The organism is Pseudomonas sp. Leaf58, from assembly GCF_003627215.1.
GTDB lineage: Bacteria > Pseudomonadota > Gammaproteobacteria > Pseudomonadales > Pseudomonadaceae > Aquipseudomonas.
Window position 1 is genome coordinate 4168200 of sequence record NZ_CP032677.1, and the last position, 24641, is coordinate 4192840.

The following is a 24641-nucleotide window of genomic DNA, read 5'->3' on the forward strand; positions in this document are numbered from 1 at the left end:
CGCGTTGGCATGGCCACGCCGCAAATCTCGCCCGGTCTGTAGCCCTGGCCGCCAGGACTATAAGAATTACAACAGAATGAGTGGAGCACTATGATCAAGATTTCCAAGCTGTTCGCCGCAATGGTACTGGCCGGGGTAGCCAGCCATTCGTTTGCCGCCGATACCATCAAGATCGGGATTGCAGGCCCTAAAACCGGCCCTGTGACTCAGTACGGCGACATGCAGTTCATCGGCGCCAAGCAAGCCATCAAGGACATCAACGCCGCGGGCGGCGTCGATGGCAAAATGCTCGAAGCCAAGGAATACGACGACGCGTGCGACCCTAAACAGGCCGTTGCAGTCGCCAACAAAGTGGTCAACGACGGCGTCAAGTTCGTCATCGGCCACCTGTGCTCCAGCTCCACCCAGCCGGCGTCCGACATCTACGAAGACGAAGGCGTGATCATGATCACCCCAGCCGCCACCTCGCCGGAAATCACCGCCCGTGGCTACAAGCTGATCTTCCGCACCATCGGCCTGGACAGCGCCCAAGGCCCGGCTGCCGGCAACTACATCGCCGACCACGTCAAACCCAAAGTGGTCGCAGTACTGCACGACAAGCAGCAGTACGGTGAAGGCATCGCCACCGCGGTCAAGCAAACCCTGGAAGGCAAAGGCACCAAAGTTGCCGTGTTCGAAGGCCTGAACGCCGGCGACAAAGACTTCTCCTCGATCATCCAGAAGCTCAAGCAGAACAACGTCGACTTCGTCTACTACGGCGGCTACCACCCAGAGCTGGGCCTGATCCTGCGCCAGGCGCAAGAAAAGGGCCTGAAAGCCAAGTTCATGGGCCCAGAAGGCGTGGGTAACGACTCCATCTCGCAGATCGCCCAGAACGCCTCCGAAGGCCTGCTGGTAACCCTGCCGAAGTCGTTCGATGCCGACCCGCAGAACAAGAAGATCGTCGATGCCATCAAGGCTGACGGCAAGGACCCAAGCGGCCCGTTCGTGTTCCCGGCCTACTCGGCTGTGGAGCTGATCGCCCAAGGCATCAAGGCCGCCAAGTCCGAAGACACCGCAAAGGTGGCCGAAGCCATCCACGCCGGCTCCTTCAAGACCCCGACCGGCGATCTGTCCTACGATGCCAAAGGCGACCTGAAAGACTTCAAGTTCGTGGTCTACGAATGGCACTTCGGCAAGCCGAAGACCGAAGTCTCCCCTCAGTAACTGCGTGACTAATAGCTGACCTACGAGCCCACTGTGCGAGCAGTGGGCTTTGTTTTACGAGGTTCATGGGCCTGATCCCCGCGATCCGGGGGCCGACCCACCTGAAAATCTTAAAACCGTCACCCGCGGTTTCCTGGCCCTACCCCCGCCAGCGAAATGCAAATCAGGTTTTTAGGAGCGCTGTAATGCCTGAGATCTACCATTTCTTCCAACAACTGGTTAATGGATTGACTATCGGCAGCACCTATGCCTTGATCGCCATCGGCTACACCATGGTGTACGGCATCATTGGCATGATCAACTTCGCCCACGGCGAGGTGTACATGATCGGTTCCTACGTGGCCTTCATCGCCCTGGCGGGCCTGGCCATGATGGGTATCCATTCGCTGCCGATCCTCATGACCGTCGCTTTCGTCGCGACGATTTTCGTCACCAGTGCCTATGGCTACAGCATCGAACGGGTTGCCTACCGCCCCCTGCGCAACAGCAACCGCTTGATCCCGCTGATCTCCGCCATCGGCATGTCGATCTTCCTGCAGAACACCGTCTTGCTGTCGCAAGACTCCAAGGACAAGTCCATCCCCAACCTGATCCCCGGCAGCTTCTCGTTCGGGCCAGGCGGTGCCGAAGAAGTCCTTATCAGCTACATGCAGATCCTGGTGTTCGTCGTCACCCTGGTGGCCATGACCCTGCTCACCCTGTTCATCTCCCGTTCTCGCCTGGGCCGCGCCTGCCGCGCCTGTGCCGAGGACATCAAGATGGCCAACCTGCTGGGCATCAACACCAACAACATCATCGCCCTCACCTTCGTCATCGGTGCCGCCCTGGCGGCGGTGGCGGCCGTGCTGCTGAGCATGCAGTACGGGGTGATCAACCCCAACGCCGGTTTCCTGGTAGGCCTCAAAGCCTTCACCGCGGCGGTACTGGGCGGCATCGGCAGCATTCCGGGCGCCATGCTCGGCGGGCTGGTGCTGGGCGTGGCCGAAGCGTTTGGCGCCGACATCTTCGGCGACCAGTACAAGGACGTAGTGGCATTCGGCTTGTTGGTTCTTGTCCTGCTATTCCGGCCGACCGGCATCCTGGGCCGCCCGGAGGTTGAAAAAGTATGAACAGAAATCTCAAACAGGCGTTCTTCAGCGCCTTGCTGGTATGGGCCGTGGCCTTTCCGGTGCTGGGCCTGAAACTGAGCATCGATGGCATCAGCCTGGTCGTGCACAGCCAGGGTTCGTTCACCATCAGCATCATCGCCGTGTGTTCGGTGCTGATGTTCTTGCGCGTGCTGTTCGACAAGCAGTGGAGTGCGGTGATGGGCCGCCGTTCGGATCGCAAGCTGATCCCGCCGGCCGTCAGCAACTACCTGACCCTGCCGAAGACCCAGCGCTACGTGATCCTGGGCCTGATCATCGCTGCACTGGTGTGGCCGTTCTTCGGTTCACGCGGCGCGGTCGACATTGCCACGCTGATCCTGATCTACGTGTTGCTGGGCCTGGGCCTGAACATCGTGGTCGGCCTGGCGGGCCTGCTCGACCTGGGCTACGTGGGCTTCTATGCCGTCGGCGCCTACAGCTACGCGATGCTCTCGCACTACTTGGGCTGGAGCTTCTGGGTGTGCCTGCCGATCGCCGGCCTGATGGCCGCCACCTTCGGCTTCCTGCTCGGCTTCCCGGTGCTGCGCCTGCGTGGTGACTACCTGGCGATCGTGACCCTCGGCTTCGGCGAGATCATCCGCCTGTTCCTGCGTAACCTCACCGACTGGACCGGCGGCCCCAACGGCATCAGCAACATCCCCAAGCCAGAGCTTTTCGGCTTGACCTTCGAACGCCGTGCCGCCGAGGGCATGCAGACCTTCCATGAGTTCTTCGGGCTGGAATACAACTCGATCAACAAGGTCATCTTCCTCTACCTGGTGGCCCTGTTGCTGGCCCTGCTGGCGCTGTTCGTGATCAACCGCCTGCTGCGTATGCCAATTGGCCGCGCCTGGGAAGCCCTGCGCGAAGACGAAATCGCCTGCCGCGCACTGGGCCTGAACCCGACCGTGATCAAGCTGTCGGCATTCACCCTGGGGGCCTGCTTCGCCGGTTTCGCCGGCAGCTTCTTCGCCGCGCGCCAAGGCCTGGTGACGCCGGAGTCGTTCACCTTCATCGAGTCGGCGATCATCCTCGCCATCGTCGTGCTTGGCGGCATGGGCTCACAACTGGGCGTGATTCTCGCGGCCATCGTGATGATCCTGCTGCCCGAGCTGATGCGTGAGTTCAGCGAATACCGCATGTTGATGTTCGGTGCGCTGATGGTGTTGATGATGATCTGGCGTCCGCAGGGCCTGCTGCCTATGCAACGTCCACACATGGAGCTGCGTCGATGAGCCGCGAAATTCTGCAAGTCAGCGGCCTGAGCATGCGCTTCGGCGGCTTGTTGGCGGTCAACGGCGTAGCCCTGACCGTCAAGGAAAAACAGGTGGTGGCGCTGATCGGCCCGAACGGTGCGGGCAAGACCACGGTGTTCAACTGCCTGACCGGCTTCTACAAGCCCAGCGGCGGCACCATCCTGCTCGATGGCCAACCGATCCAGGGCCTGGCCGGCCACCAGATCGCCCGCAAGGGCGTGGTGCGCACCTTCCAGAACGTGCGCCTGTTCAAGGAAATGACCGCGCTGGAAAATCTGCTGATCGCTCAGCACCGCCACCTCAACACCAACTTCTTCGCCGGCCTGTTCAAGACCCCGAGCTTCCGCCGCAGCGAGAAGGAGGCCATGGAGCGCGCGCAGTACTGGTTGGAAAAGGTCAACCTGACCGAGTTCGCCAACCGTACCGCCGGCACCCTTGCTTACGGCCAGCAGCGCCGCCTGGAAATCGCCCGCTGCATGATGACCCAGCCGCGCATCATCATGCTCGACGAACCGGCAGCGGGCCTGAACCCGAAGGAAACCGAAGACCTCAAGGCACTGATCGCCTACCTGCGTGAGTCGCATAACGTCACCGTGCTGCTGATCGAGCACGACATGAAGCTGGTGATGAGCATTTCCGACCATATCGTGGTGATCAACCAGGGCACCCCCCTGGCCCACGGCACGCCGGAAGAAATCCGCGACAACCCTGATGTGATCAAAGCCTACCTGGGGGAAGCGTAAATGCTGAAGTTCGAGAACGTTTCCACCTTCTACGGCAAGATCCAGGCGCTGCACAGCGTCAACGTGGAGATCAACCAAGGCGAGATCGTTACCTTGATCGGCGCCAACGGCGCCGGCAAGTCGACCTTGCTCATGACCCTGTGCGGCTCGCCGCAGGCACACAGCGGCAGCATCAAGTACCTGGGTGAAGAACTGGTTGGCCAGCCGTCCTCGCACATCATGCGCAAGAGCATCGCCGTGGTCCCCGAAGGCCGCCGGGTGTTCTCCCGCCTGACCGTCGAGGAAAACCTGGCGATGGGTGGTTTTTTCACCGACAAGGGCGACTACCAGGAGCAGTTGGATAAGGTTTTGCAGCTGTTCCCGCGTCTGAAGGAGCGTTATATCCAGCGTGGCGGCACCATGTCCGGTGGCGAGCAACAGATGCTCGCCATTGGCCGGGCGTTGATGAGCAAGCCCAAGCTACTGCTGCTTGACGAGCCTTCGCTGGGCCTGGCGCCAATCATCATCCAGCAGATCTTCGACATTATCGAACAGCTGCGCCGTGATGGCGTAACGGTGTTCCTGGTGGAGCAGAACGCCAACCAGGCGCTGAAGGTTGCCGACCGGGCTTATGTACTGGAGAACGGCCGGGTGGTGATGCAGGGCACCGGTGAAGCACTGCTGACCGACCCGAAGGTGCGCGACGCGTACCTGGGCGGTTGATTGAAAAAGGGCCTTCGGGCCCTTTTTTCTGCCCGTAGGAGGTGTATCGTGGCCGGCTCTTTGGCAAAGATTTCCCGGAGCCCGCCCCATGCGCCTCACCCCTACCCTGCTGCTCACCACTTTGCTGCCGCTGTTCGCTGGCTGCCAGCTGCTGGCCGAACAGCCACGTGACCCGAACATCGGCACCACGCGCATGCAGGGTGAACTGAGCGCCGGTGGCGGCCGCCTGCTGTTCAAACCGTGCGGTGAAAGCCGCCACTTCGTGATCAATGACGTTGCTGCCACTGGCATCCTTCAAGAGTCCGCTAACCTGGCCAAGGACGCAGGCTCCAAGCTGTTCGCCGACGTTCGCGGGCGCCTCACCGGCAGCAAGCAGGCGGACAACGACGGCCTGCTGGAAGTCAGCCGTCTGTACCGCCTGGAACCCTCTACCCGCGCCTGCGATGACCCTAACTTCAAGCAGCTTACCCTGCGCGCCGGCGGCCATGAGCCCGAATGGGACATCAAGGCCAGCGGCAAGGGCATGGTACTCAACCGCGTCGGCAAACCGGCGCTGCCGCTACCTTTCCTTGAAGAAGAAGTCCCCGGTGGTGGCCTGACCCTCACCAGCGAAGCCAACGGCCAACACGTGGAACTGTGGGTCGCACCGCAGCGCTGCGTCGACAGCGCGACCGGCGCAGTGCGCCACCTGCGCGCCGAAATGCGCATCGACGGCCAGACCCTCAAGGGTTGCGGCTACTACGGCGGCGCACGCGACAACTGATCGCCGGGTGCTTTTATCCTGCCAGTCCGGGCGGCTAACAGCTTATACTTGGCGGTTTGTGTAAAGCCGCCGGCCGCCCATGGCCGGGATACTGGACCCTGCCATGCTACGAATCACCGAACTGAAGCTGCCCCTGGACCATCCCGACGAAGCGCTGCGTGAAGCCATTGTCCAGCGCCTGGGCATCCGCGACGAGCAACTGCTCAGCTTCAACCTGTTCAAGCGCAGCTACGATGCGCGCAAGAAGAACAGCGAACTGCTGTTCATCTACACCATCGACCTGGAAGCCAGCAACGAAGCCGAGCTGCTTGGCAAGTTCGCCGACGATCGCAACATTGGGCCGGCCCCAGACGTAACCTACAAGTATGTCGGCCAGGCCCCGGCCGACCTGCAGGAGCGCCCGATCGTGGTCGGCTTCGGCCCGTGCGGGATCTTCGCCGGCCTGTTGCTGGCACAAATGGGCTTCAAGCCGATCGTCCTCGAACGCGGCAAGGAAGTGCGTCAGCGCACCAAGGACACCTGGGGCCTGTGGCGCAAAAGCGTGCTCAACCCCGAGTCCAACGTGCAGTTTGGCGAAGGCGGCGCCGGTACCTTCTCCGACGGCAAGCTGTACAGCCAGATCAAGGACCCGCAGCACCATGGCCGAAAAGTGCTGGAAGAGTTCGTCAAGGCCGGCGCGCCGGACGAGATCCTGTACATCAACAAACCGCACATCGGTACCTTCCGCCTGACCGGCATGGTCGAACAGATGCGCCAGGACATGATCGCCCTCGGTGCCGAAGTGCGCTTCCAGGAGAAGGTCACCGACCTGCTGATCGAAGGCGACCAATTGACCGGCGTTGTACTGGAGAGCGGCGAACAGCTGCACTCGCGCCATGTGGTATTGGCCCTGGGCCACAGCGCCCGTGACACCTTCCGCATGCTGCACGCCAAGGGTGTGTACATGGAAGCCAAGCCGTTCTCGGTCGGCTTCCGTATCGAGCACCCGCAAACGCTGATCGACAAGGCGCGCCTGGGCAAGTACGCCGGCCACCCGAAACTCGGCGCCGCCGACTACAAGTTGGTGTACCACGCCAAGAACGGTCGTTCGGTGTACAGCTTCTGCATGTGCCCAGGCGGCACCGTGGTCGCCGCCACCAGCGAGCCAGGCCGGGTGGTGACTAACGGCATGAGCCAGTACTCGCGTAACGAGCGTAATGCCAACTCCGGTATCGTCGTCGGCATCGACCCCGAGCGCGACTACCCGGGCGGCCCGTTGGCCGGCATTGAACTGCAGGAGCGCCTGGAGGCCCACGCCTATGTGATGGGCGGCAGCAACTACCAAGCCCCGGCGCAGCTGGTGGGCGACTTCGTCGCTGGCCGGCCGTCAACCGCGCTGGGCAGTGTCGAGCCCTCCTACAAGCCAGGCGTGACCTTGGGCGACCTGGCACCGAGCTTGCCGGACTTCGCCATCGAGGCCATCCGCGAGGCGCTGCCAGCGTTCGACCGGCAGATCAAGGGCTACAACCTGCATGATGCGGTGTTGACCGGGATCGAGACACGCACCTCGTCGCCGCTGCGGATTACCCGTGGTGAGGACTACCAGAGCCTGAACCTGAAGGGGCTGTTCCCGGCGGGTGAAGGGGCGGGATATGCCGGCGGGATCCTGTCCGCAGGGGTCGATGGGATTCGCATTGCCGAGGCAGTGGCGCGGGATATGCTCGGCCGGTAATTTTGTATTACCTGTCAGGGCCCTTTCGCGGGTAAACCCGCTCCTACATTACCGCGTGCGGTCGCTGTAGGAGCGGGGTACCCGCGAACAGGGCCGAACAGCCTTCAGAAACATCCGCCCCAAACATCAGACTGTCCTTCCACCGCCCTTGCCAATTTGCATCTAGGCTTCCCCCAAGCCTACCTGCAACACCATATAACAAAAACGAATATAGTTTTTGTTTGAAAGCATATCGCCACAGGCTAGGGTGTACGCCCGTTCCATTCGTAAACTGCTCATGGAGAGCCTATAGCCCGTGCGTAGCCTGTTCACCCGTTTCTTCCAGCTCGAAGCCGCCAGCGGCCTGCTGTTGATCGCGGCGGCCATCCTGGCCCTGGTCATCAACAACTCGCCGCTGTCCTACCTGTACAGCGGCCTACTCGACGTCCCCGTTGCCGTGCAGGTCGGCGCGCTGAACATCGCCAAGCCACTGCTGCTGTGGATCAACGACGGCCTGATGGCCTTGTTCTTCCTGCTCATTGGCCTGGAGGTCAAGCGCGAGGTGGTCGACGGCCACCTGTCCAAGCCATCCCAGGTGATCCTGCCTGCCACCGCTGCCGTCGGCGGCATGGTAATACCGGCACTGATCTACTGGTTCATCAACCGTGACAACCCGGCTGCTGTGGCCGGCTGGGCGATTCCCACCGCTACCGACATCGCCTTTGCCCTCGGCGTACTGGCGCTACTGGGCAAGCGCGTGCCGGTGTCGCTGAAACTGTTCCTGATGACCCTGGCGATCATCGACGACCTGGGTGCGATCATCGTCATTGCCCTGTTCTACTCGGGCACCCTGTCCAGCGTGTCGTTGCTGCTGGCCGCCGCCTGCCTGGTGGTGCTGGTGGCAATGAACCGGCTAGGCGTGGTCAAGCTTGGGCCATACATGGTGGTTGGCCTGATCCTCTGGGTGTGCGTGCTCAAGAGCGGTGTCCACGCGACCCTGGCCGGCGTTGCCCTGGCCTTGTGCATCCCGTTGCGCACTCGCCATGCCGAACGCTCGCCTTTACTCGCCCTGGAACACGCCCTGCACCCTTGGGTGGCGTACGCCATCCTGCCGTTGTTCGCATTCGCCAATGCCGGTGTATCGCTGGCGGGCATGAGCGTAGACAGCTTCACCCATCCGGTTCCCCTGGGCATCGCCGTCGGGTTGCTGCTGGGCAAGACCGTGGGCGTGTTTGGCTTGACCTGGGTGGCGATCAAACTGCGCCTGGCCGCATTGCCTGCCGGCGCCAGTTGGGGGCAAGTGCTGGGGGTGGCGATACTTTGTGGTATCGGCTTCACCATGAGCCTGTTCGTTGGCTCACTGGCCTTTGTACCGGGTAGCAGTGAGTATGCTGGCATGGACCGCATGGGCATTCTCACCGGTTCGTTCTTCGCCGCGGTGATCGGCTATGCGGTAACCGCCATGGCCAGCCGTAAAGCCAACATCGGCTGATGCAGCTGCCACATGAAAAAACCCCGACTGGCGAGTAGCCAAGTCGGGGTTTTGTTTTGTTGCGCTACGGTCAGTGCGCGACGCGGCTGGTACCATCGACGGTCATGATGCGTACGCGGTCGCCAACGCGGAAAATCTCGTTTTCCTGCACGGCCTGCACATAGGCACGCATGCTGCCATCGTCCTCACGCACAGTGATTTCGACACCTTGGGTGCGGGTCAGGCCTTCTTCGGCTGCCGAACCCGCCAGGCCACCGGCCACGGCACCGATCACGGCGGCAACGATGCTGCCACGGCCACCGCCCACGGCGCTGCCTGCCACACCACCAACGATGGCGCCAGCACCACCACCGATTGGGGTCTTGGTGCCCTCGATCTTGACCGGGCGCAGGGATTCGATAGTGCCCATGCGCACGGTTTGCACGCGGCGGGCCTCATCACGGGAGTAGCTGTCACCGGTCAGGCTCGAAGCACAGCCACTCAGCAACAGCGACATGGTGGTAAAGGTCGCCACCAGCAAAGCGGATTTACGCATGGGTAAAGTCTCCAAAAGTCAGGTGCTCATTAGACGCTGCACGTTGACGGCTGTCACGGTACAAACGTAATAAAATTGTTTTCATTCAGCCGGGGTACAGCCTGTGTGGCTGTGCCGAGGCCTTTCAAGTGAGACCAAGGATAACCATGGATTACTTCATCGTCGTGGTCACCACCGTTGCGGGGCTGTACTTCCATTGGTGGCTGTATGTGCGCATGCGCCGCTGGATGGACCGTGACTTGGCGCTGTCTATGGCTGGCGCGGACCCTGGGAAGCGGGCGTATATGCTGGAAAGGCTGGCGCAGGCGCGTGAGGAAAAGGTAGGGCGTAAGCAACTGGCGGGGTGGTTGGAGCGGGAGGCGGCGGGGTATCCGGGGTAACCTTGGAGACGGCTGGGGCCGCTATGCGGCCCCAGCGAGCTCAGGGCGCCAGCCGCTCTCGCAGCCATTGCCCATCGACCAGCCGGTAGTTCAAGCGGTCATGCAAGCGGCTAGCCCGCCCCTGCCAGAACTCGATGCGCTCAGGCAGCAAACGGTACCCGCCCCAGTGTTCCGGGCAATGCGGCTGGGTATCGGAAAAGCGCGCCTCGGTGGCCTTGACCAGGCCCTCCAACTCTTCGCGCCCAGCAATCACCTGGCTCTGTGGCGAAGCCCAGGCGCCCAGCCGGCTGCCCAGTGGGCGTACCTGGTAGTAGGCGTCCGACTCCTGCGCCGTAACCTTTTCCACCCGCCCTTCAATACGCACCTGACGCTCCAGCGCCGGCCAGAAGAAGGTCATGGCAGCGAAAGGGTTGGCCAGCAGCTGCTGGCCCTTGGCGCTGTCATAGTTGGTGAAGAAGGTAAAACCCCGCTCATCGAGCCCCTTCAGCAGCAAGATGCGGCAGTGCGGGCGGCCCTCGCCATCGACAGTAGCGAGGGTCATGGCGTTGGCTTCCACCGGTACCTGCTCGGTTTTCACCGCATCGGCGAACCACTGGTGGAACAGGGCGAACGGCTCCCCCGGGGCCTGGGCTTCGGCCAAGCCATCACGGGTGTAGTCGCGGCGCATATCGGCCAGGGATTGGGTCATTGCTGCGTTCCTTGACGATCAGTTGGTCTTCGCAGGGCTATTGGCAGCTACTTTCTTGTCAGCGGTAGCTTTCTTGGCGGCGGGCTTGGCCGGCGCGGTTTTTTTCTTGGCCGTGGTCTTGGCTGGCGCCTTGGCAGAGGCCTTGGCATTGCCGGCAGGTTTCTTCGCCGCTGCCTTGGCCGCTGGCTTGCTGTCGGTAGCCTTGGCAACTGGCGCCTTGGCGTCCTGCACCGCCACCATCGGAGCCGGTGCCGGGGCAGCCTGCTGGTACTTGGCCAGCAGTGCGACCATGGTGTTCTGCGGCGTCAGCAGCATTTCAACACGGCGGTTCAGGGCACGGCCTTCGGCGCTGTCGTTGGCGGCGCGCGGCATTACCGAGCCCATGCCTTTGAGGGTCAGGCGGTCACGCTGCAAGCCGCTGAGACGGAAGATGGCCGATACCGAAGCGGCGCGCTCCAGGCTGAGCTTCTGGTTGGCGGCTGCGGCACCGCTGCTGTCGGCATGGCCAAGCACCAGCACGGCAGTCTTGCTATCGCCTTCGACGGTTTTAGCCACGCGGGTGATCGGGCCCAGGGTCATCGGCAGCAGCATGTTCGGGCGATCCGGGTTGTACGAGCTGTCCACCGGGATGGTCACGGCCAGCACGTTGTCGCGGCGCTCCAGCTCCAGCTTGCTGTCTTTGATCGCCTCACGCAGCTTGGGCTCATATTCGTCCAACCAGGCCTGGGTAGCTTTCTGGTCGATCTTCGGCACGACCGGTCCCTTGGCTTGCTTGTCGTCACCGCCAAACGGCCACCACCAATGACTGGCGCTTTCAGACTTGGCATCAGCCTTGACCACTTTTTCGCTGACGGCTGCCTTCACTTCCTGTTCGGCAACCTTGTCCGAACCGAAAGGCCACCAGCTGGAGCTGCCTTCCTTGGAGCCTCCCGAATTGTGGCTGGCGCAGCCGGTAACGGCGGTCAGGCACAGGGCGAGTGCTAAGGTTTTATGTGAAGACATCAGCGATACACCATGAAATAGAAAGAAATTTTACCAACTCACTGCAGTGCGTTGGCATTCAGGATAGTCAAAGGGGGGCGGCAATACCCGCATTACCCGATCAAAGGCAACTGGCAAGGACACGTACCAGTTGTTGGGCTCGTGGGTCCATGAGCACATACGGCCCGAGGGTATTGACCACGAAACCGAAGGCCACATCGTGCTCCGGGTCGGCGAAACCGACTGAACCACCGGCGCCGGGGTGGCCGAAAGCGCGCGCGCCAAGACCGAAGGTGGCATTGGCCACGGCGGGCTGGTCGAGCATGCAACCCAGGCCAAAACGGGTCTGAGTGAGCAAAGTGCGATCCTGGCCTAGGCTGTGCTCGCGCGTCAGCTCATCGAGCAGTTCGGATTCGAGCAGGCTGCCGTCCAGCAACCCGGCATAAAAGCCCGCCAGGCTGCGCGCGTTGCCGTGGCCGTTGGCCGCTGGCTGCTGCATGCGCCGCCATTCCGGCTTGTTGGTACTGGTCAAAATTGCCGGCGGGTTGGTAAAGGCACGGGTCGACAGCGCCTCGGGCTCGCGCAGGGTCACCTGCAGCAAGCGCTGCGCGGCAGCGTCACCCACGTTGCCCTTGCCGCGGGCGATATGCGCCACGCGATGAAACTCATCGTCCGCCAGGCCGACATGAAAATCCAAACCCAGCGGCCGCGCAGTGCGGGCCACGATCGAGTCGCCAGGGCTACGGCCATCGGCGCGGCGGATCAGCTCGCCAATCAGCCAGCCGTAGGTGATGGCGGCATAGCCATGTTCGCTGCCGGGTGTCCACCAAGGCGTTTCCGCAGCCAGCGCATCGACCATGGCCTGCCAGTCATACAAGGCTTCGGCCGGCAGCAGCTGACGAATAGCCGGCAAGCCGGCGCGGTGGCTGAGCAGTTGGCGCAGGGTGATCGACTGTTTACCGGCCTGAGCGAATTCGGGCCAATAGTTGGCGACCGGGGCGTCCAGGGCCAGCTTGCCCTCGCCGACCAGCTGCAGTGCAGTGACAGCAGTGAAGGTTTTGGTGCAGGAGAACAAGTTAGCGATGGTGTCACTGTGCCAAGCCTGCTGGCGGTCCTTGTCGGCACTGCCGGCCCACAGGTCCACGACGGTTTCGCCACCGACCTGGATGCACAGCGCCGCACCACGCTCCTGCGGATCCTCGAACAGCGCGGCGAAGGCTTCGCGCACTGCTTCGAACTTCAGCTCATAGTGACCCTGGATCTGCACCCGCTGTTCTCCGTACGACCATATTCAAAAATGGCGTGCATTGTTTCAGTAGTTTGGCGTTTTGCAAACTGGCTTGGGCTAGGTGGTGACGACGAACGGTGCTAAGGAGTCGGCTCTTCCAGCTGGGCGCGCAGCTGGCTCATTGCCTGCAAATTGCTCTTGCGCACCGCGTCAACAAACCCCGGATATGGCATATCGGTAATCGCCACCAACCCCAGGTGACCATTTTCGCCATCGAGCAGGCGCCCGCTGGCCGGCTGGTCGAGGTACTGGAACCAGTGCGCGCCCACAATTACTGGCTGTGCCAATGCCGCCTTGAGAAAGTTGCCGTAGGCGGGGCCACGGTCTTCTTCCCGCGCCACTTCCACCGGCCCCGGCCAGAACGGCCCGCGATCACGCGAGCCGAACTGGAACTCGGACACCAGCACCGGTTTGTCCAACTCACCCAGGCGCGCGAAGTCGTAGCCGTCCTGCGGTTTCAGGGTATAGAAGTTGAAACTGAGCACATCGCAGAACTCGGCGCAGGCCTTGACTGCCTCCGGCGTGCTGACCGCATAGCGACCGCCCAACAGCAGGTGATTGGGCGCATGCCACTTCAACGAATCGGCAATGGTCTTGAAGTAGGTGTCGGCAAAAACTTGCTGGAAGTACTGGTAGTCACGCTCGATTTCCGGGTGTTCCGGGTTCGGCAGCGGCGCTTCGAAGCCCGGGTCTTCCATCAGCTCCCATGCCGCCAGCTCGATGCCCCAGGCCTTGGATAACCCCTCCTGGTTACGGTACTTGTCACGCAACTGCTTGAGGAAAGCACGCTTGGCCGGCACATCGGTGGTCAGGCGCAAGGTGCCGTAGGCCAGGCCGTAACGCGCCTTGGGATCGTCACCCGGGGCAGCCCAGGCCAGCTCGTTGTCGGCGAAATAGCCAATCAGCCACGGGTCGTCACGGTGATCACGGGCGGCAATCGCCACCGCGCGCTCGGTAGCCATGGCAAACCGTGGGTCGAACGGGTCGGGCATGCTGCCCCACCAGTCCATACCCGTACTGATGCTGGCGTAATCGCCGACGATCGACAGTGGCAAGGTATACGGTATGCGCTTGGCCTGGCCCAGGGCCGGCTCGCTCCAGTTGCCGACCGTATTGAAACCCCAGGCCTGCAGGCGATCAAGCGCATGTGTTTGCCAGCGGGCGGCATCCAGCACCAGCGGAGGGCAGGTGGCCGGCTGCCCCTCTACCGCGGGCGGGCAGGGTTTGCCATAGGTGCGCTGCACATTGGCGGCATAGAAGTCGAACCAGCGCCCCTGTTTGAAGTTGCGCCCTTGCGACGAAGCATTGCCATCGTCGTTGTTGCCTTCGCCATAGAACGCGGCCAGGGCATCGCTGTCACCCGGCAAGGCTTTGAACATGCCCTCACGCCCGGCCACATAGGTACGCCCGCCATCTGCGGCCACGGCATTCACACCCAGGGAATAGAACGGGTGCCCATCCGGCGTTATCAGGTACCAGCGGCCGTTACGCTTTTCGGTGCGGAAGAAGCCCTTGGCCTCGAATGCCGGCCCGGCCAGCAGGCCGCCATAGCTGTCCAGTGGTTGCTTGCCACGTTCGGCCAACCAACCCTTGAGCTGTTGCTGTTCTTGCGCATCGGCGGCCTTGAGTTGCTGGTCATTGGCGACCTTCTCTGGCCAATGCCCGCGCGTGGACTGGCCGTAGGCATCGATCAGCTCGTGGTAGGCCGCCTGATAGGCCTGGTCGTCGTCCTGGATGCCCACCCGCTCAATCAGCAGGTTCTGCGCCACTTTGGGGCTGGGAATACTCAAGCTGACCGACGCCACCTGCTTGAGGTCCACCGCCCCGGCGCTGCTGGTTAGCAACAGGCGCTGGCCGCCGTAGCTCCAAGGCATGGGCGGGCCGGCGCGCATGCCCTGGCTCAGCGGCGAACGGGCCGTAAGCGGCACCATGACCGTCTGTGCGGGGCCAGCCGGCAAGTCGATACGACTGGTCAACTTGCGGCCATCGCTGCCCAGCACCGTGACATCCACCGTCAGCGCCCAATCCATTGCGCTTTGCAGGCGCAAGGTCAGAAACTGCCCGGTAGACCAGTCCCACACACCGCTTTGCGGGCTCAAGCGCAGGGTCGGCAGCTGGGCCGGGTTGAACACCACGCGCCGCAACACTTCGCCCTCGGCTGTCTGCTCCGCGTTGTACTGCGGCATGCTGGCGTCCTCGGTCACCACATTGACCACCGAGGCCGGGCGCACGAAGCTGAACAGCGTCTGCTGCCCAGCCAACAAGTGCGAGCTGAACAACAGGGCGAAAACGGCGGGCAAGGCGCGGCGGACCATAAGGCTGGGGCTCTCCTTCAGGGCCCTCATGGCCCAAGACTGAGTAATGGACAACGCGCCGGAGCAAGTGCTCCGGCAGTCAGGAAATCTCCCGCCGGAACGGCGGCAGCGCATTGAGAATAGCCTTGCCGTAGCGTTGGGTGACCAGGCGCCGGTCCAGCAACGTGATGACGCCGCGATCCTGCTCGGTACGCAGCAGGCGACCGCAGGCCTGGATCAGCTTCAGCGAGGCATCGGGCACGGCAATTTCCATGAACGGGTTACCACCGCGGGCCTCGATCCATTCCGCCAGTGCGGCCTCGACCGGGTCATCGGGCACGGCGAAGGGAATCTTGGCAATCACTACGTGTTCGCAGTAGGCACCCGGCAGGTCGACCCCCTCGGCAAAGCTGGCCAAGCCAAACAGCACGCTGTGCTGGCCATCATCGACCCGCGCCTTGTGCTTGTTCAGGGTTTCCTGCTTGGACAGGTTGCCCTGGATCAGCACCAGCTTGCGCCAGTCACGGTCCAGGCCATCGAACACCTCCTGCATCTGCTTGCGCGAGGAGAACAGCACCAGCGCGCCGCGGGCATCTTCGACGATGTTCGGCAACTCGCGGATGATCGCTGCGGTGTGCGCCGCCGCGTCGCGCGGGTCGGCCTTGAGGTCGGGGACCCGCAGCAGGCCGGCATCGCCATGCACGAAGGGGCTGGGCACCACACAAGTGACCGCGTCACGCGGCAACCCCGAGCGCATGCGGAAGCGGTCGAACTTACCCAGCGCGGTCAGCGTTGCTGACGTCACCAGCGCGCCGTGGGCCACGTTCCACAGGCTACGGCGAAGCATTTCGGCAGCCAGGATGGGGCTGGCGTTGACTTCGATGTCGAACAGCGCCCCACTTTCGGCCAAGGTCAGCCAGCGGGCCATGGGCGGGCTGTCTTCCGGGTCTTCGGCAGTAAAGGCAGCCCACAGCTCCCAGTTACCCTGGGCACGAGTAACCAAGCTGCCGAACAGCGGGTACCACTCTTCGGCCTGGTGGCTGGCGATACCGATGCTGACCTCACCGTCCATGCCTTCTTTGAGCAAGTCGGCCAGGCGGGTGAACAGGTCGTTGAGCCGGGCAAAGCCCTTTTTCAGCTCGATACCCACTTCGCGGATTTGCTCCGGCACCACGCCACCTTCAAAGCGGTAGCGGGGGCGCTCACGGCCTTCGGTGTCCTCGCTGGGGCGGAAGTCGGCAATTTGCTCGCACAGGGTGAACATGAACTGCTGCTGGGTGCGCACTTCCCGCGCAAGCTCCGGCACCTGCTCGATGTACTTGCCCAGGTCACCGGGCAGCGGGTGCTGCGCCAGCAGCTTGGTCAGGTTCTTGGCGGTCTGCTCCAGCCAGTCGGCGGTGGAGCGCAGGCGTGAATAGTGGGCAAAATGGCCGATGGCCTTGTCTGGCAAGTGGTGGCCTTCATCGAACACGTACATGGTGTCACGTGGGTCCGGCAAAACAGCACCGCCGCCCAGGGCCAGGTCGGCCAGCACCATGTCGTGGTTGGTGACGATCACGTCGACTTTGCCCATGCCTTCACGGGCCTTGTAGAACACACACTGCTGGAAGTTCGGGCAGTGACGGCCCGTGCATTGGCTGTGGTCGGTGGTCAAGCGTGCCCAGTCCTGGTCTTCCAGGGCTTCGGGCCAGCTGTCGCGGTCACCGTCCCAGCGGTTGCCGGCAAGCTTCTCGATCATGCTGTTGAACAGCTTTTGGCTGCGCTCGTCGACCTCGATACGGAAGCCTTCTTCCTCGAACAGCTGGGCAGTGGCCGACTGCGCATGGCCCTCCTGCAGCAGGATGTCGAGCTTGGACAGGCACAGGTAGCGACCGCGGCCCTTAGCCAGGGCGAAGCTGAAGTTGAGCCCGCTGTTGCGCATCAGGTCGGGCAGGTCCTTGAAGACGATTTGCTCTTGCAGTGCCACGGTGGCGGTGGCGATCACCAGGCGTTTGCCAGCGGCCTTGGCGGCCGGAATGGCTGCCAGGCTGTAGGCCACCGTCTTACCGGTACCGGTGCCTGCTTCCACTGCCACCACGGCAGGCTCGCCCGCACGGCGGCCTTCATCGTCGCAGGCGATGTCACCAAGCACCTTGGCGACTTCGGCAATCATCAGGCGTTGGCCATAGCGCGGTTTGAGGCTCTTGGCTTCGAGAAAACGCGAATAGGCGCCTTGGATGGTGGCTTTGAGTTCGTTGCTGATCATGGTCTGCAGGCGCCCGGAGGGCTGGATATATTTTCAGTGTTTCGCATGGGGCGGCTATCATACCCCGCTATTGCCCTTTATGCCGCATGGAGATCCGGATGCTCGCTTTTGCCCTGCCCTACACACTGCATGTTCTGGCTGCCCTGGTATGGGTCGGCGGCATGTTCTTCGCTTGGCTGGTGCTACGCCCGGCAACGGTTGCAGCCCTTGAAGGGCCTGCGCGGTTGCGCCTGTGGGTGGAAGTTTTCCGACGCTTCTTCGGCTGGGTCTGGCTGGCCGTGGCTATTTTGGCGATAAGTGGTATCGGCATGTTGCACATGCGCTTCAGCGGCTTCGAGACCGCGCCAAAGTACGTGCAGGTGATGATTGGCGGGGGGATTGCCATGTTCGCCCTGTTCATGCGCATCCAAGCGCTGCTGCTGCCGGAACTGAAGGCGGCGGTGCAGGCCGAGGACTGGCCGACGGGTGCGGCGGTGTTGGGGCGGATTCGGCGGATGGTGGGGATCAACCTGCTGCTGGGCCTGGCCGTGGTCGCAGTGGCCAGTTCGCGCCTGATGATCTGATGCTGCCTGCACCGGCCCCGTCGCCGGCAAACCAGCGCCCATAGGCACTCGCTGGCGTGCCGGCCATAGGGCCAGTACCGTTTTTCACAGGTGCTGCAGGATCAGCTCGCTGCCAGCTTCAGGGCCGGGCTGCGGGCGCCTCCTGCGCACGGGGAATGGACATGACATGGAAGATACCCGTCAACAGGATCTGCAAGCGATCGAACCAGCGGTGACTGCGCCCGCGCAGGCTGCGATTGAAAAACAGCACCTCAAGCAGGTGCAAGCTCAGCAAGGCGATGCCAGCCGCGTTGATCAGCAGGTTGAAGGGCAAGGGCTGTGGCATCAACTGATTGAACAACACCACCCCCCAGAAAACGACCGTCAGGACTTTGCCCACACCAAGGATGAACTTCATACTCCGCCCCTATGGATTGTCGTTATAGCGAGACCGCCGCTACACGCGGGCCGTGCGCCGCACACTAAATGCAAGGCCGAAGCAGGCACCAGCCCCCCTCAGTTGAGGTGCAGCTCCACCCGTCGGTTGCGCGCGCGGCCCTCCTCGCTTTCGTTGTCGGTGAGCGGTTCGCTCTCGCCGCGCCCCTGGCTGGTGACCTTGCCCGGCTCCAGCCCCTGGCCGATCAAGAACTCGGCCACGCTGCTGGCGCGGCGCTCGGAAAGGGCCTGGTTATAGCTGTCGGAGCCGACGCTATCGGTATGCCCGATTACCCGGACCTTGGCCACCGTCGGTGAATCGAGTTTCGCCACCAAGCCTTGCAGGCGCTGCTGGGCCGCTGGGGTAAGCTGGGCGGAATCGAACGCGAACATCACCGCGCCGTTGTCATCGAGAATGATCACCTCTGGCGTAGGTTGCGCTTCAGTGGCCGGCATCGATGCCGGGTATTGCTTCAACGGGCAACCCATGTGGTCGACCGCGGTGTTAACGGGGGTATCGGGGCAACGATCGCGGCGGTCGAAAATGCCGTCGTTATCTTCGTCACCATCCTGGGCGAAACAGATCAGCCCCCCGGCGATGGCACCAAGGGCACCGCCGCCAGCCGCCCAAGTCGAACTTTCGATGGCGCCCAAGCCGCCACCGACCAAGCCGCCGAGCAGGCTGCAGAGGGGCCAGGTCCTTTGGTTGAGGGGCGCGCTGCCATCACTGTGGGTGGCACAGCCTGCGAGCAGGCTGGCCGCTACCAACAGCGGCAGCGCCGCCTTCGACGTCACACGCATGCTGATGCTCCTGTGTCATTAGCCGCGACCAGCAGGAAGAGGCACCCGTGCCACTGCTCAAGGCACGGGCGCACGCCGCTCTAGCGCTGGATCTTGATCTCGGTACGGCGGTTCATCGAACGCCCTTCAGCCGTGGCGTTGTCTGCCACTGGTTGGGTTTCACCCGCACCGACCACCGACACGAAGCTGCTGCGCGGCACACCGCTCTCGACCAGGTAATCGGTCACCGAGTGGGCACGGCGCTCGGACAGTTTCTGGTTATAGCTGTCGGAGCCGACGCTGTCAGTATGGCCACTGACGCTCAGGCGGGCGGACGGTGCTTCCTGTTTCAGGCGGGTGGCAATGGTATTGAGGCGCTCCTTGTCGGCGGCGGTCAGGCGCGCCGAGTCGAACTCGAAGTGCACATCGCGGATGACAATGACTTCTTCCTTCTGCACCACCACTTCCTCAACTACCGGCGCCGGCGCTGGCGGGCAACCGTTGGCATCGACCTGCACACCGCGCGGCGTGCCAGGGCACTTGTCACGGCTGTCCGGCACGCCGTCGCCATCTTCGTCGCCATCGCCATGGGCCCAGCAATAGCCCGCCGCCAGGCCACCGCCCAGCAATGCGCCCCAGCCTGCCCAGGTGGAACTTTCGATGGCGCCCAGCGCGGCGCCGCCTACACCCCCGACGGCGGCACATTTAGGCCAGTCGGTCTTTTGCAAACCTGCACAACCAGTCAACACACTGGTGAGCAGTACCAGGGGTATCGCTGTGCGTACTATGCTCATTTCATTGCTTCTCCTAGGGGGAATCGGCATAAGGCCGATCTCTGGGAGTAAAGACCGCTGATTCCATCCCTGCCAGCAATAAGCCACGACGCAGTCACCTGCCTCTTTGCCCGCACGCTGCGGCCCGCTAGTCTTGGACGACTTGAAAGAGGATTGGCAATGACCGACGGTTTTTCCCAGCGCACCCCACAGCAGGCCCTGGCGGCGCTGCTTGAGCGCTTCACCCCACAACGCCTGCTGCTGGTGGGCACACGGTTCCCAGCGCTGGACGCCTTCGCCCAGGCACACCCCCAGGTAACCATCGCCACTGCCGCCCCGGGCCCGTTGCCAGCGGACCTGGCAGCCCAGCGCTTTGACCTGGCGGTGCTGGTGGACTGCCTGGAGCACCTGCCCAAGCGCACCGGCCTGGAACTGCTCGGCGGCATCCGCAACCTCAATGCCAGCCGGGTCGCGGTGTTGGCCGACCTGCCCGCCTGTGGCTGGCAAGACACCGATTTCTTTGCCCTGGCCCTGTCGGCCAGCGAGAAATTCTGCCGTGACCAGCAGGTATTGAGCCTGTTCACCTATGATCTACATGACTACAAGCAGGTACCGGACTGGCTCAATGCCAGGTTTTGGGCCAACCCTGAAAACTTCGGCAAGTACTGGTGGTGATGATGAGTGTCTCGGTCTGCCCTTGTGGCAGTGGCAACCTGCTCGACGCCTGTTGTGGGCATTTCCATGCCGGCACCCCGGCCCCGGATGCCCAGACACTGATGCGCTCACGCTACAGTGCCTATGTGCTGGGCCTGGTCGACTACCTGGTGGCCACCACCCTGCCGGCCCAGCAAGCCGGCCTGGACCGCGCGGCCATGGCCGCCTGGAGCGCCCAGAGCACGTGGCTGGGCCTGGAGGTAGAAGACGCCGAAGTGTTGGGCGGCCAGCCGGAGCATGGCTTTGTCACCTTCACCGCCCGTTGGCACGACCAGGAGGGTGACCATCAGCACCGCGAGCGCTCGGCATTCGTCCAGCATGCCGGGCGCTGGTACTTCATTGACCCCACGGTTGGGCTGAAGGCCGGGCGCAACGATCCCTGCCCCTGCGCCAGCGGCCAGAAGTTCAAGAAGTGCTGCGCCAGCTACGTGGGCAGCTGAACATGATGGCCCACACCCGCCTACTGTTGCTCGGCACGCTGCTGACCGGGCTGGCGCTGCTGGCGGGCTGCGCCAGCTGGGGCGGCGATGATTGGCGCGAACCCGAGGTGCGTCTGGTCGAGGTCGAGACGGTCAAGGCACGGTTGCTGGAGCAGGAGTTCGTGCTGCACCTGCGGGTCGACAACCCCAATGACAGCCGCCTGTTCATCCGCAGCCTGGCCTATGCCATCCGCCTCAACGACCTGCTGCTGGTTGAGGATGAAGCCAGCGTGTGGCGCAGTGTGGGCGGGCATGCCCGACGCACCTTCAAGATTACCGCCCGGACCAACCTGTGGCAGCACCTGAAACCACTGGCCAAGCTGCTGAAAAGTGGGCAACCGCTGCGTTACGACCTGCAGGGCGAGCTGGCGACCGGGTTGCTCATCCATCGGGACCTGCACTTGTCGCGCAGTGGTGAGATAATCCCCGGCGATTACAACCCGGAGTAACCCTGCAATGTCCCAACAACCCCACGTCCATGGCCCTGACTGCAACCACGATCATGACCATGATCACCACCACGATCACGGCCATGTACATGGCCCGCACTGCAACCACGGCCACCACGAGCCGGTACGCAACGCCCTGAAGGATGTTGGCCGTAACGACCCATGCCCGTGCGGTAGCCAGAAAAAGTTCAAGAAGTGCCACGGCGCCTGACCTGAACAGCACCTGCGCGTCCCGGCTCCGGGCCGCGCTGTGCGTATTCGGCGCCTGCTTGCCTAGCTGGCGCTGGCAGCCCCTGCTACCTTGCGCTGCAGCAACCCGGCAGTTGCCACGAGCAACACGATGCACAGGCCCATGCAAATGGCATTGGTGCCGCCCCAGCCGACCGTGCCCAGCAACAGCGACGGGCTGAAAGCGCCAAGGGTGGCGAACACCGCAATGGCCAGATCGTTTTTCCCCTGCATCTGCATCGCTGACGGGCTGTTTTGCAGCGTTTGCGCCAACAACGCCCCGCCCCCCACGTAGGTCAGGTTCCAGCCCAAGCCGAGGGCGATCAGCGACAAGGTCATCATGGCGTAGCTGTGCGACCACATGTTCATGGCCGTGCAAACGATCAACAGGCCCAGGCCGGCGCAAATAGTGGCCCTGATCCCGAGCCTCTGGATGATGGCACCGGTGAAGAACGACGGGGCAAACATGGCTATCACATGCCATTGAATCGCCAGGCGAACATCGGAAAAGTCCTCATGCATATGTTTCATATGCATCGACGCCTGGATCATCAGCAAATTCATGATCCCATAACCCAGCGCGGCCACTGCCACGGCCACGGCCACCACTGGGCTAAGCGGCTGCGCGTGGGTGCCAAGCGGTTTGGCCGCACGCTCCTGGCTGGCCTGTGCGCCATCGCCAGGCAGGCACGCCGCTATCAGCAAGGCCAACACCGCCAGCCCAACAAAAGCGGCATAACACAGCGAAAACAGCGGATAACCACCCAGGTCGCGGAGCCACTCAGTGAGCGCTGGGCCGACCACGGCCGCGATAACCCCGCCTGCCACGACCAGGGAAAGCGCTTTGGGTTTCAGGCTCTGGGCCAGGTTATCGGTGGCCGCAAAGCGGTTGAAGTTGGCGAACGCAATGTACACACCCAACGCCGAATGGCTGAACACCAGGGTTGGGAAGTGTTGGTACTGTACGGCCAGGTAACCGCTGACGCCGGACACGGCCAAAGGTATCGAGCCCAGCATGAACGCCCGCTTGCGGCCAATGCGGCTCATCAGCCGGGAGACCGGATAGGTGGCCAGCATCAGAAAAAGAAACTGAAAACCGTAGGGCACCGTGGACCAGGTGGCAGCGGGCGCCAGCGCGGCGCCGACGATGGCCGCCATGGTCACCGACATGACTGCCGTCGTCAGGTTGATCGACTGCGCAGTGAAATACAGATACGTGCGCCGCGGAAGTGTGCTGGGCATGGCAGGTGCTCACAGTAAGTGGACGGGGCGGTTCCGGCCTCGCAAAAAGTGCCGACAGGGTGCATGGTGGCACGTGCCGCGCCGATGAATGCGAACAGTCGACGCGCTTTCCGGTTAACTGTTAGGCTGTTTTTTCTAACAGCTGCCGGACCCGCCATGCGCCCGCACCGCCTTCACGACCAGTTGAAACAGCGCCTCGCCACCGGCGAGTGGCTGCCCGGCCAGCGCATGCCTTCCATCCGCAAGTTAACGGCGGCGGTCGACTGCAGTTATCACGATGTCGTCTCCAGCTATGCCCGGCTGGTCAGCGAGGGCCTGTTAACCGCCGTCCCTGGCCGTGGCTACTACGTTGCCAATGACACCCAGCAACCGGGCACTGCCGATGCTGACACGGCAGATGCGCCCGCCCCCATGGCCGGCGACCCACTGTTCAAGCTGCTGCAAGGTGGCCAGCACTACACCAAACTGGGTAGCGGCTGGCTGCCGCCGGCCTGGCGTGATACCGAACTGCTGGCCAAGGCGATACGGCGCACGGCACGGCTGGAGCAAAGTTCGCTGGCGGAATATGGCGACATCCAGGGCTACCTGCCGATGCGCAAACAGCTGTGCGTGCACCTGAAGCGCCATACCCGTGTCGATGCCCGGCCCAGCCAGTTGCTGACCACGCTGGGCGCCACGCAAGCGCTGGACTTGGTGGCGCGTTTATTGATCAAACCCGGCGATCACGTGTTCGTCGACGAGCCCGGCAATGGCAACCTGATCAAGCTGATCCAGTTGGCCGGCGGCCACGTGGTCGGGGTACGACGCGGCCACGATGGGCCGGATGTTCAGGACATGAAAAATCACCTGGCCAAGCACAAGGTCAGGGCGTTCTTCTGCAACAGCACCTTCCACAACCCGACGGGCGGCAACATCACCCCGCACAATGCCTTCAGCGTGTTGCGCCTGGCCGTGGAGCACGACTTCTTCGTGGTCGAGGATGACGTGTACGGTGACTTCAGCCCAGGCGTACGGCAGACCTTTGCCGAGCTGGACAACCTTGAGCGGGTAATTTACATCGGCAGCTTCTCCAAATGCCTGTCCGCCTCCTTGCGCGTGGGCTACATCGCTTGCTCGACAGCGCTGATAGAACCGCTGACACGCCTGAAGCTACTGACCTGCGTTGCCGTGCCGGCGTTTTGCGAACGCTTCGTCAACACCATCTTGTCCGACGGCACCTATGCCCGGCACATGAAGGACGTGCAGCAGCGCCTGATCCGCCAGCAGGCACAAACCCAGCAGTCCTTGCTGGCGCGTGGCTGGCAGTTCGACATAACGCCCCAAGGCGGCATGTTCCTGTGGGTCTACCATCCCGATCTGGCCGACCTGCAACCGTTCATGCACAACCTTGAACAACACCAGGTGTTGTTGATGCCAGGTGCGGCCTTTGCCGTCAGCCGTGACTATCAGCGCCTTGCGCGCATCAACTGCACACACTTTTCCGACGCTGTGGCCGAGCATTTCAAGGTTTAAGTCGGCGCGGGCAAATAAAGCGCCCGCGGACCTTGCACGGCGCCTACGCGCTTACTACCTTAGCGCCTTTCCAAACCCGCCACGCCTTGCAGGAGCC

Annotated in this window: 25 protein-coding genes; 15 read left to right on the top strand and 10 right to left on the bottom strand. The window is 62.8% G+C overall.

Annotated elements, in window-relative coordinates; translation table 11 throughout:
• Positions 1 to 90: 90 nt before the first annotated feature.
• From DV532_RS19405 to nhaA, 8 genes are all read left to right on the top strand, one after another.
• Positions 91 to 1206 (top strand): branched-chain amino acid ABC transporter substrate-binding protein, encoded by a 1116-nt coding sequence (locus DV532_RS19405; protein WP_056802214.1) that lies wholly within the window; start codon positions 91 to 93, stop codon positions 1204 to 1206.
• Positions 1207 to 1391: 185 nt separating this feature from the next.
• A complete protein-coding gene (gene livH / locus DV532_RS19410) occupies positions 1392 to 2315 on the top strand; it encodes a high-affinity branched-chain amino acid ABC transporter permease LivH (protein WP_008097482.1) in 924 nt (307 codons plus the stop codon).
• Positions 2312 to 3568, top strand: a complete 1257-nt coding sequence (locus tag DV532_RS19415) for a high-affinity branched-chain amino acid ABC transporter permease LivM (protein ID WP_056802212.1) — start codon at positions 2312 to 2314, stop codon at positions 3566 to 3568. Before livH ends, DV532_RS19415 begins: the two co-directional genes overlap by 4 nt.
• Positions 3565 to 4332 (top strand): high-affinity branched-chain amino acid ABC transporter ATP-binding protein LivG, encoded by a 768-nt coding sequence (livG, locus tag DV532_RS19420; RefSeq protein WP_003254878.1) that lies wholly within the window; start codon positions 3565 to 3567, stop codon positions 4330 to 4332. The genes DV532_RS19415 and livG overlap by 4 nt, the downstream gene beginning before the upstream one ends.
• Positions 4333 to 5034, top strand: a complete 702-nt coding sequence (locus tag DV532_RS19425) for an ABC transporter ATP-binding protein (RefSeq protein WP_056802210.1) — start codon at positions 4333 to 4335, stop codon at positions 5032 to 5034.
• A gap of 88 nt (positions 5035 to 5122) precedes the next feature.
• Entirely contained in the window at positions 5123 to 5797 is a 675-nt protein-coding gene (locus tag DV532_RS19430; RefSeq protein WP_056802208.1) for a COG3650 family protein, read from the top strand.
• A gap of 103 nt (positions 5798 to 5900) precedes the next feature.
• Entirely contained in the window at positions 5901 to 7508 is a 1608-nt protein-coding gene (locus DV532_RS19435) for an NAD(P)/FAD-dependent oxidoreductase (protein WP_056802206.1), read from the top strand.
• Between the two features lie 295 nt (positions 7509 to 7803).
• Positions 7804 to 8979 carry a Na+/H+ antiporter NhaA gene (gene nhaA, locus DV532_RS19440; protein WP_056802204.1) on the top strand — a complete coding sequence of 392 codons (1176 nt, stop codon included), beginning with the start codon at positions 7804 to 7806 and terminating at the stop codon, positions 8977 to 8979.
• A gap of 70 nt (positions 8980 to 9049) precedes the next feature.
• Here the strand turns inward: nhaA and DV532_RS19445 are convergent, their stop codons facing one another.
• Entirely contained in the window at positions 9050 to 9514 is a 465-nt protein-coding gene (locus DV532_RS19445) for a glycine zipper 2TM domain-containing protein (RefSeq protein WP_056802203.1), read from the bottom strand.
• A 146-nt stretch (positions 9515 to 9660) separates the two neighbouring features.
• Between DV532_RS19445 and DV532_RS19450 the strand changes: the two genes are divergently transcribed.
• Positions 9661 to 9894: a hypothetical protein gene (locus DV532_RS19450; protein ID WP_056802200.1), complete on the top strand. Its 234-nt coding sequence runs from the start codon at positions 9661 to 9663 to the stop codon at positions 9892 to 9894.
• Between the two features lie 40 nt (positions 9895 to 9934).
• Here DV532_RS19450 and pdxH read toward each other — a convergent pair whose 3' ends face one another.
• The 5 genes from pdxH to dinG all read right to left on the bottom strand — a co-directional run bounded on the left by pdxH (position 9935) and on the right by dinG (position 17390).
• Positions 9935 to 10582, bottom strand: a complete 648-nt coding sequence (pdxH, locus tag DV532_RS19455; protein ID WP_056802198.1) for a pyridoxamine 5'-phosphate oxidase — start codon at positions 10580 to 10582, stop codon at positions 9935 to 9937.
• Between the two features lie 18 nt (positions 10583 to 10600).
• The gene (locus tag DV532_RS19460) at positions 10601 to 11584 is read right to left on the bottom strand and encodes an OmpA family protein (RefSeq protein ID WP_056802196.1); all 984 of its coding nucleotides are present in this window, start codon (positions 11582 to 11584) and stop codon (positions 10601 to 10603) included.
• A 100-nt stretch (positions 11585 to 11684) separates the two neighbouring features.
• Complete coding sequence (locus DV532_RS19465) at positions 11685 to 12830, bottom strand: serine hydrolase domain-containing protein (RefSeq protein ID WP_056802194.1); 1146 nt, start codon at positions 12828 to 12830, stop codon at positions 11685 to 11687.
• Positions 12831 to 12931: 101 nt separating this feature from the next.
• The gene (locus DV532_RS19470) at positions 12932 to 15166 is read right to left on the bottom strand and encodes a beta-galactosidase (RefSeq protein ID WP_056802192.1); all 2235 of its coding nucleotides are present in this window, start codon (positions 15164 to 15166) and stop codon (positions 12932 to 12934) included.
• Between the two features lie 79 nt (positions 15167 to 15245).
• Positions 15246 to 17390, bottom strand: coding sequence for an ATP-dependent DNA helicase DinG (dinG, locus tag DV532_RS19475; RefSeq protein WP_056802190.1), 2145 nt, complete (start codon positions 17388 to 17390; stop codon positions 15246 to 15248).
• Positions 17391 to 17488: 98 nt separating this feature from the next.
• Between dinG and DV532_RS19480 the strand changes: the two genes are divergently transcribed.
• Positions 17489 to 17953 carry a CopD family protein gene (locus DV532_RS19480; protein ID WP_056802187.1) on the top strand — a complete coding sequence of 155 codons (465 nt, stop codon included), beginning with the start codon at positions 17489 to 17491 and terminating at the stop codon, positions 17951 to 17953.
• A 118-nt stretch (positions 17954 to 18071) separates the two neighbouring features.
• On the opposite strand, the gene DV532_RS19485 is transcribed toward DV532_RS19480, so the two are convergent.
• From DV532_RS19485 to DV532_RS19495, 3 genes are all read right to left on the bottom strand, one after another.
• Positions 18072 to 18350, bottom strand: a complete 279-nt coding sequence (locus tag DV532_RS19485) for a DUF1145 domain-containing protein (RefSeq protein WP_056802185.1) — start codon at positions 18348 to 18350, stop codon at positions 18072 to 18074.
• Between the two features lie 98 nt (positions 18351 to 18448).
• Positions 18449 to 19168, bottom strand: a complete 720-nt coding sequence (locus tag DV532_RS19490; RefSeq protein WP_056802183.1) for an OmpA family protein — start codon at positions 19166 to 19168, stop codon at positions 18449 to 18451.
• A gap of 80 nt (positions 19169 to 19248) precedes the next feature.
• On the bottom strand, positions 19249 to 19941 hold the full coding sequence (locus tag DV532_RS19495; protein ID WP_056802180.1) for an OmpA family protein: 693 nt from the start codon (positions 19939 to 19941) through the stop codon (positions 19249 to 19251).
• Positions 19942 to 20100: 159 nt separating this feature from the next.
• Between DV532_RS19495 and DV532_RS19500 the strand changes: the two genes are divergently transcribed.
• From DV532_RS19500 to DV532_RS19515, 4 genes are read left to right on the top strand one after another with little or no spacing between them, the layout of a single operon-like run.
• The gene (locus DV532_RS19500) at positions 20101 to 20595 is read left to right on the top strand and encodes a DUF6231 family protein (RefSeq protein WP_056802178.1); all 495 of its coding nucleotides are present in this window, start codon (positions 20101 to 20103) and stop codon (positions 20593 to 20595) included.
• A 2-nt stretch (positions 20596 to 20597) separates the two neighbouring features.
• The gene (locus tag DV532_RS19505; RefSeq protein ID WP_056802176.1) at positions 20598 to 21074 is read left to right on the top strand and encodes a YchJ family protein; all 477 of its coding nucleotides are present in this window, start codon (positions 20598 to 20600) and stop codon (positions 21072 to 21074) included.
• A gap of 2 nt (positions 21075 to 21076) precedes the next feature.
• A complete protein-coding gene (locus tag DV532_RS19510) occupies positions 21077 to 21562 on the top strand; it encodes an LEA type 2 family protein (protein ID WP_056802254.1) in 486 nt (161 codons plus the stop codon).
• A gap of 7 nt (positions 21563 to 21569) precedes the next feature.
• Positions 21570 to 21773, top strand: coding sequence for an SEC-C metal-binding domain-containing protein (locus tag DV532_RS19515; protein ID WP_082477027.1), 204 nt, complete (start codon positions 21570 to 21572; stop codon positions 21771 to 21773).
• Between the two features lie 62 nt (positions 21774 to 21835).
• Here DV532_RS19515 and DV532_RS19520 read toward each other — a convergent pair whose 3' ends face one another.
• Positions 21836 to 23032 (bottom strand): MFS transporter, encoded by a 1197-nt coding sequence (locus DV532_RS19520; RefSeq protein WP_056802174.1) that lies wholly within the window; start codon positions 23030 to 23032, stop codon positions 21836 to 21838.
• A gap of 156 nt (positions 23033 to 23188) precedes the next feature.
• Here DV532_RS19520 and DV532_RS19525 point away from each other — a divergent pair, with 156 nt between their 5' ends.
• A complete protein-coding gene (locus DV532_RS19525) occupies positions 23189 to 24544 on the top strand; it encodes a PLP-dependent aminotransferase family protein (RefSeq protein ID WP_056802172.1) in 1356 nt (451 codons plus the stop codon).
• Positions 24545 to 24641 lie beyond the last annotated feature (97 nt).

Bases quoted from the DNA above. Each gene is read 5' to 3' on its own strand.
- DV532_RS19510 (WP_056802254.1), top strand. From the start codon at position 21,077: ATGATGGCCCACACCCGCCTACTGTTGCTCGGCACGCTGCTGACCGGG.
- DV532_RS19435 (WP_056802206.1), top strand. From the start codon at position 5,901: ATGCTACGAATCACCGAACTGAAGCTGCCCCTGGACCATCCCGACGAA.
- DV532_RS19425 (WP_056802210.1), top strand. From the start codon at position 4,333: ATGCTGAAGTTCGAGAACGTTTCCACCTTCTACGGCAAGATCCAGGCG.
- DV532_RS19520 (WP_056802174.1), bottom strand. From the start codon at position 23,032: ATGCCCAGCACACTTCCGCGGCGCACGTATCTGTATTTCACTGCGCAG.
- DV532_RS19405 (WP_056802214.1), top strand. From the start codon at position 91: ATGATCAAGATTTCCAAGCTGTTCGCCGCAATGGTACTGGCCGGGGTA.
- DV532_RS19480 (WP_056802187.1), top strand. From the start codon at position 17,489: ATGCTCGCTTTTGCCCTGCCCTACACACTGCATGTTCTGGCTGCCCTG.
- DV532_RS19450 (WP_056802200.1), top strand. From the start codon at position 9,661: ATGGATTACTTCATCGTCGTGGTCACCACCGTTGCGGGGCTGTACTTC.
- DV532_RS19470 (WP_056802192.1), bottom strand. From the start codon at position 15,166: ATGGTCCGCCGCGCCTTGCCCGCCGTTTTCGCCCTGTTGTTCAGCTCG.
- pdxH (WP_056802198.1), bottom strand. From the start codon at position 10,582: ATGACCCAATCCCTGGCCGATATGCGCCGCGACTACACCCGTGATGGC.
- DV532_RS19415 (WP_056802212.1), top strand. From the start codon at position 2,312: ATGAACAGAAATCTCAAACAGGCGTTCTTCAGCGCCTTGCTGGTATGG.
- dinG (WP_056802190.1), bottom strand. From the start codon at position 17,390: ATGATCAGCAACGAACTCAAAGCCACCATCCAAGGCGCCTATTCGCGT.
- DV532_RS19430 (WP_056802208.1), top strand. From the start codon at position 5,123: ATGCGCCTCACCCCTACCCTGCTGCTCACCACTTTGCTGCCGCTGTTC.
- DV532_RS19485 (WP_056802185.1), bottom strand. From the start codon at position 18,350: ATGAAGTTCATCCTTGGTGTGGGCAAAGTCCTGACGGTCGTTTTCTGG.
- DV532_RS19460 (WP_056802196.1), bottom strand. From the start codon at position 11,584: ATGTCTTCACATAAAACCTTAGCACTCGCCCTGTGCCTGACCGCCGTT.
- DV532_RS19505 (WP_056802176.1), top strand. From the start codon at position 20,598: ATGAGTGTCTCGGTCTGCCCTTGTGGCAGTGGCAACCTGCTCGACGCC.
- DV532_RS19495 (WP_056802180.1), bottom strand. From the start codon at position 19,941: ATGAGCATAGTACGCACAGCGATACCCCTGGTACTGCTCACCAGTGTG.
- DV532_RS19490 (WP_056802183.1), bottom strand. From the start codon at position 19,168: ATGCGTGTGACGTCGAAGGCGGCGCTGCCGCTGTTGGTAGCGGCCAGC.
- DV532_RS19500 (WP_056802178.1), top strand. From the start codon at position 20,101: ATGACCGACGGTTTTTCCCAGCGCACCCCACAGCAGGCCCTGGCGGCG.
- DV532_RS19525 (WP_056802172.1), top strand. From the start codon at position 23,189: ATGCGCCCGCACCGCCTTCACGACCAGTTGAAACAGCGCCTCGCCACC.
- livH (WP_008097482.1), top strand. From the start codon at position 1,392: ATGCCTGAGATCTACCATTTCTTCCAACAACTGGTTAATGGATTGACT.
- livG (WP_003254878.1), top strand. From the start codon at position 3,565: ATGAGCCGCGAAATTCTGCAAGTCAGCGGCCTGAGCATGCGCTTCGGC.
- DV532_RS19515 (WP_082477027.1), top strand. From the start codon at position 21,570: ATGTCCCAACAACCCCACGTCCATGGCCCTGACTGCAACCACGATCAT.
- DV532_RS19445 (WP_056802203.1), bottom strand. From the start codon at position 9,514: ATGCGTAAATCCGCTTTGCTGGTGGCGACCTTTACCACCATGTCGCTG.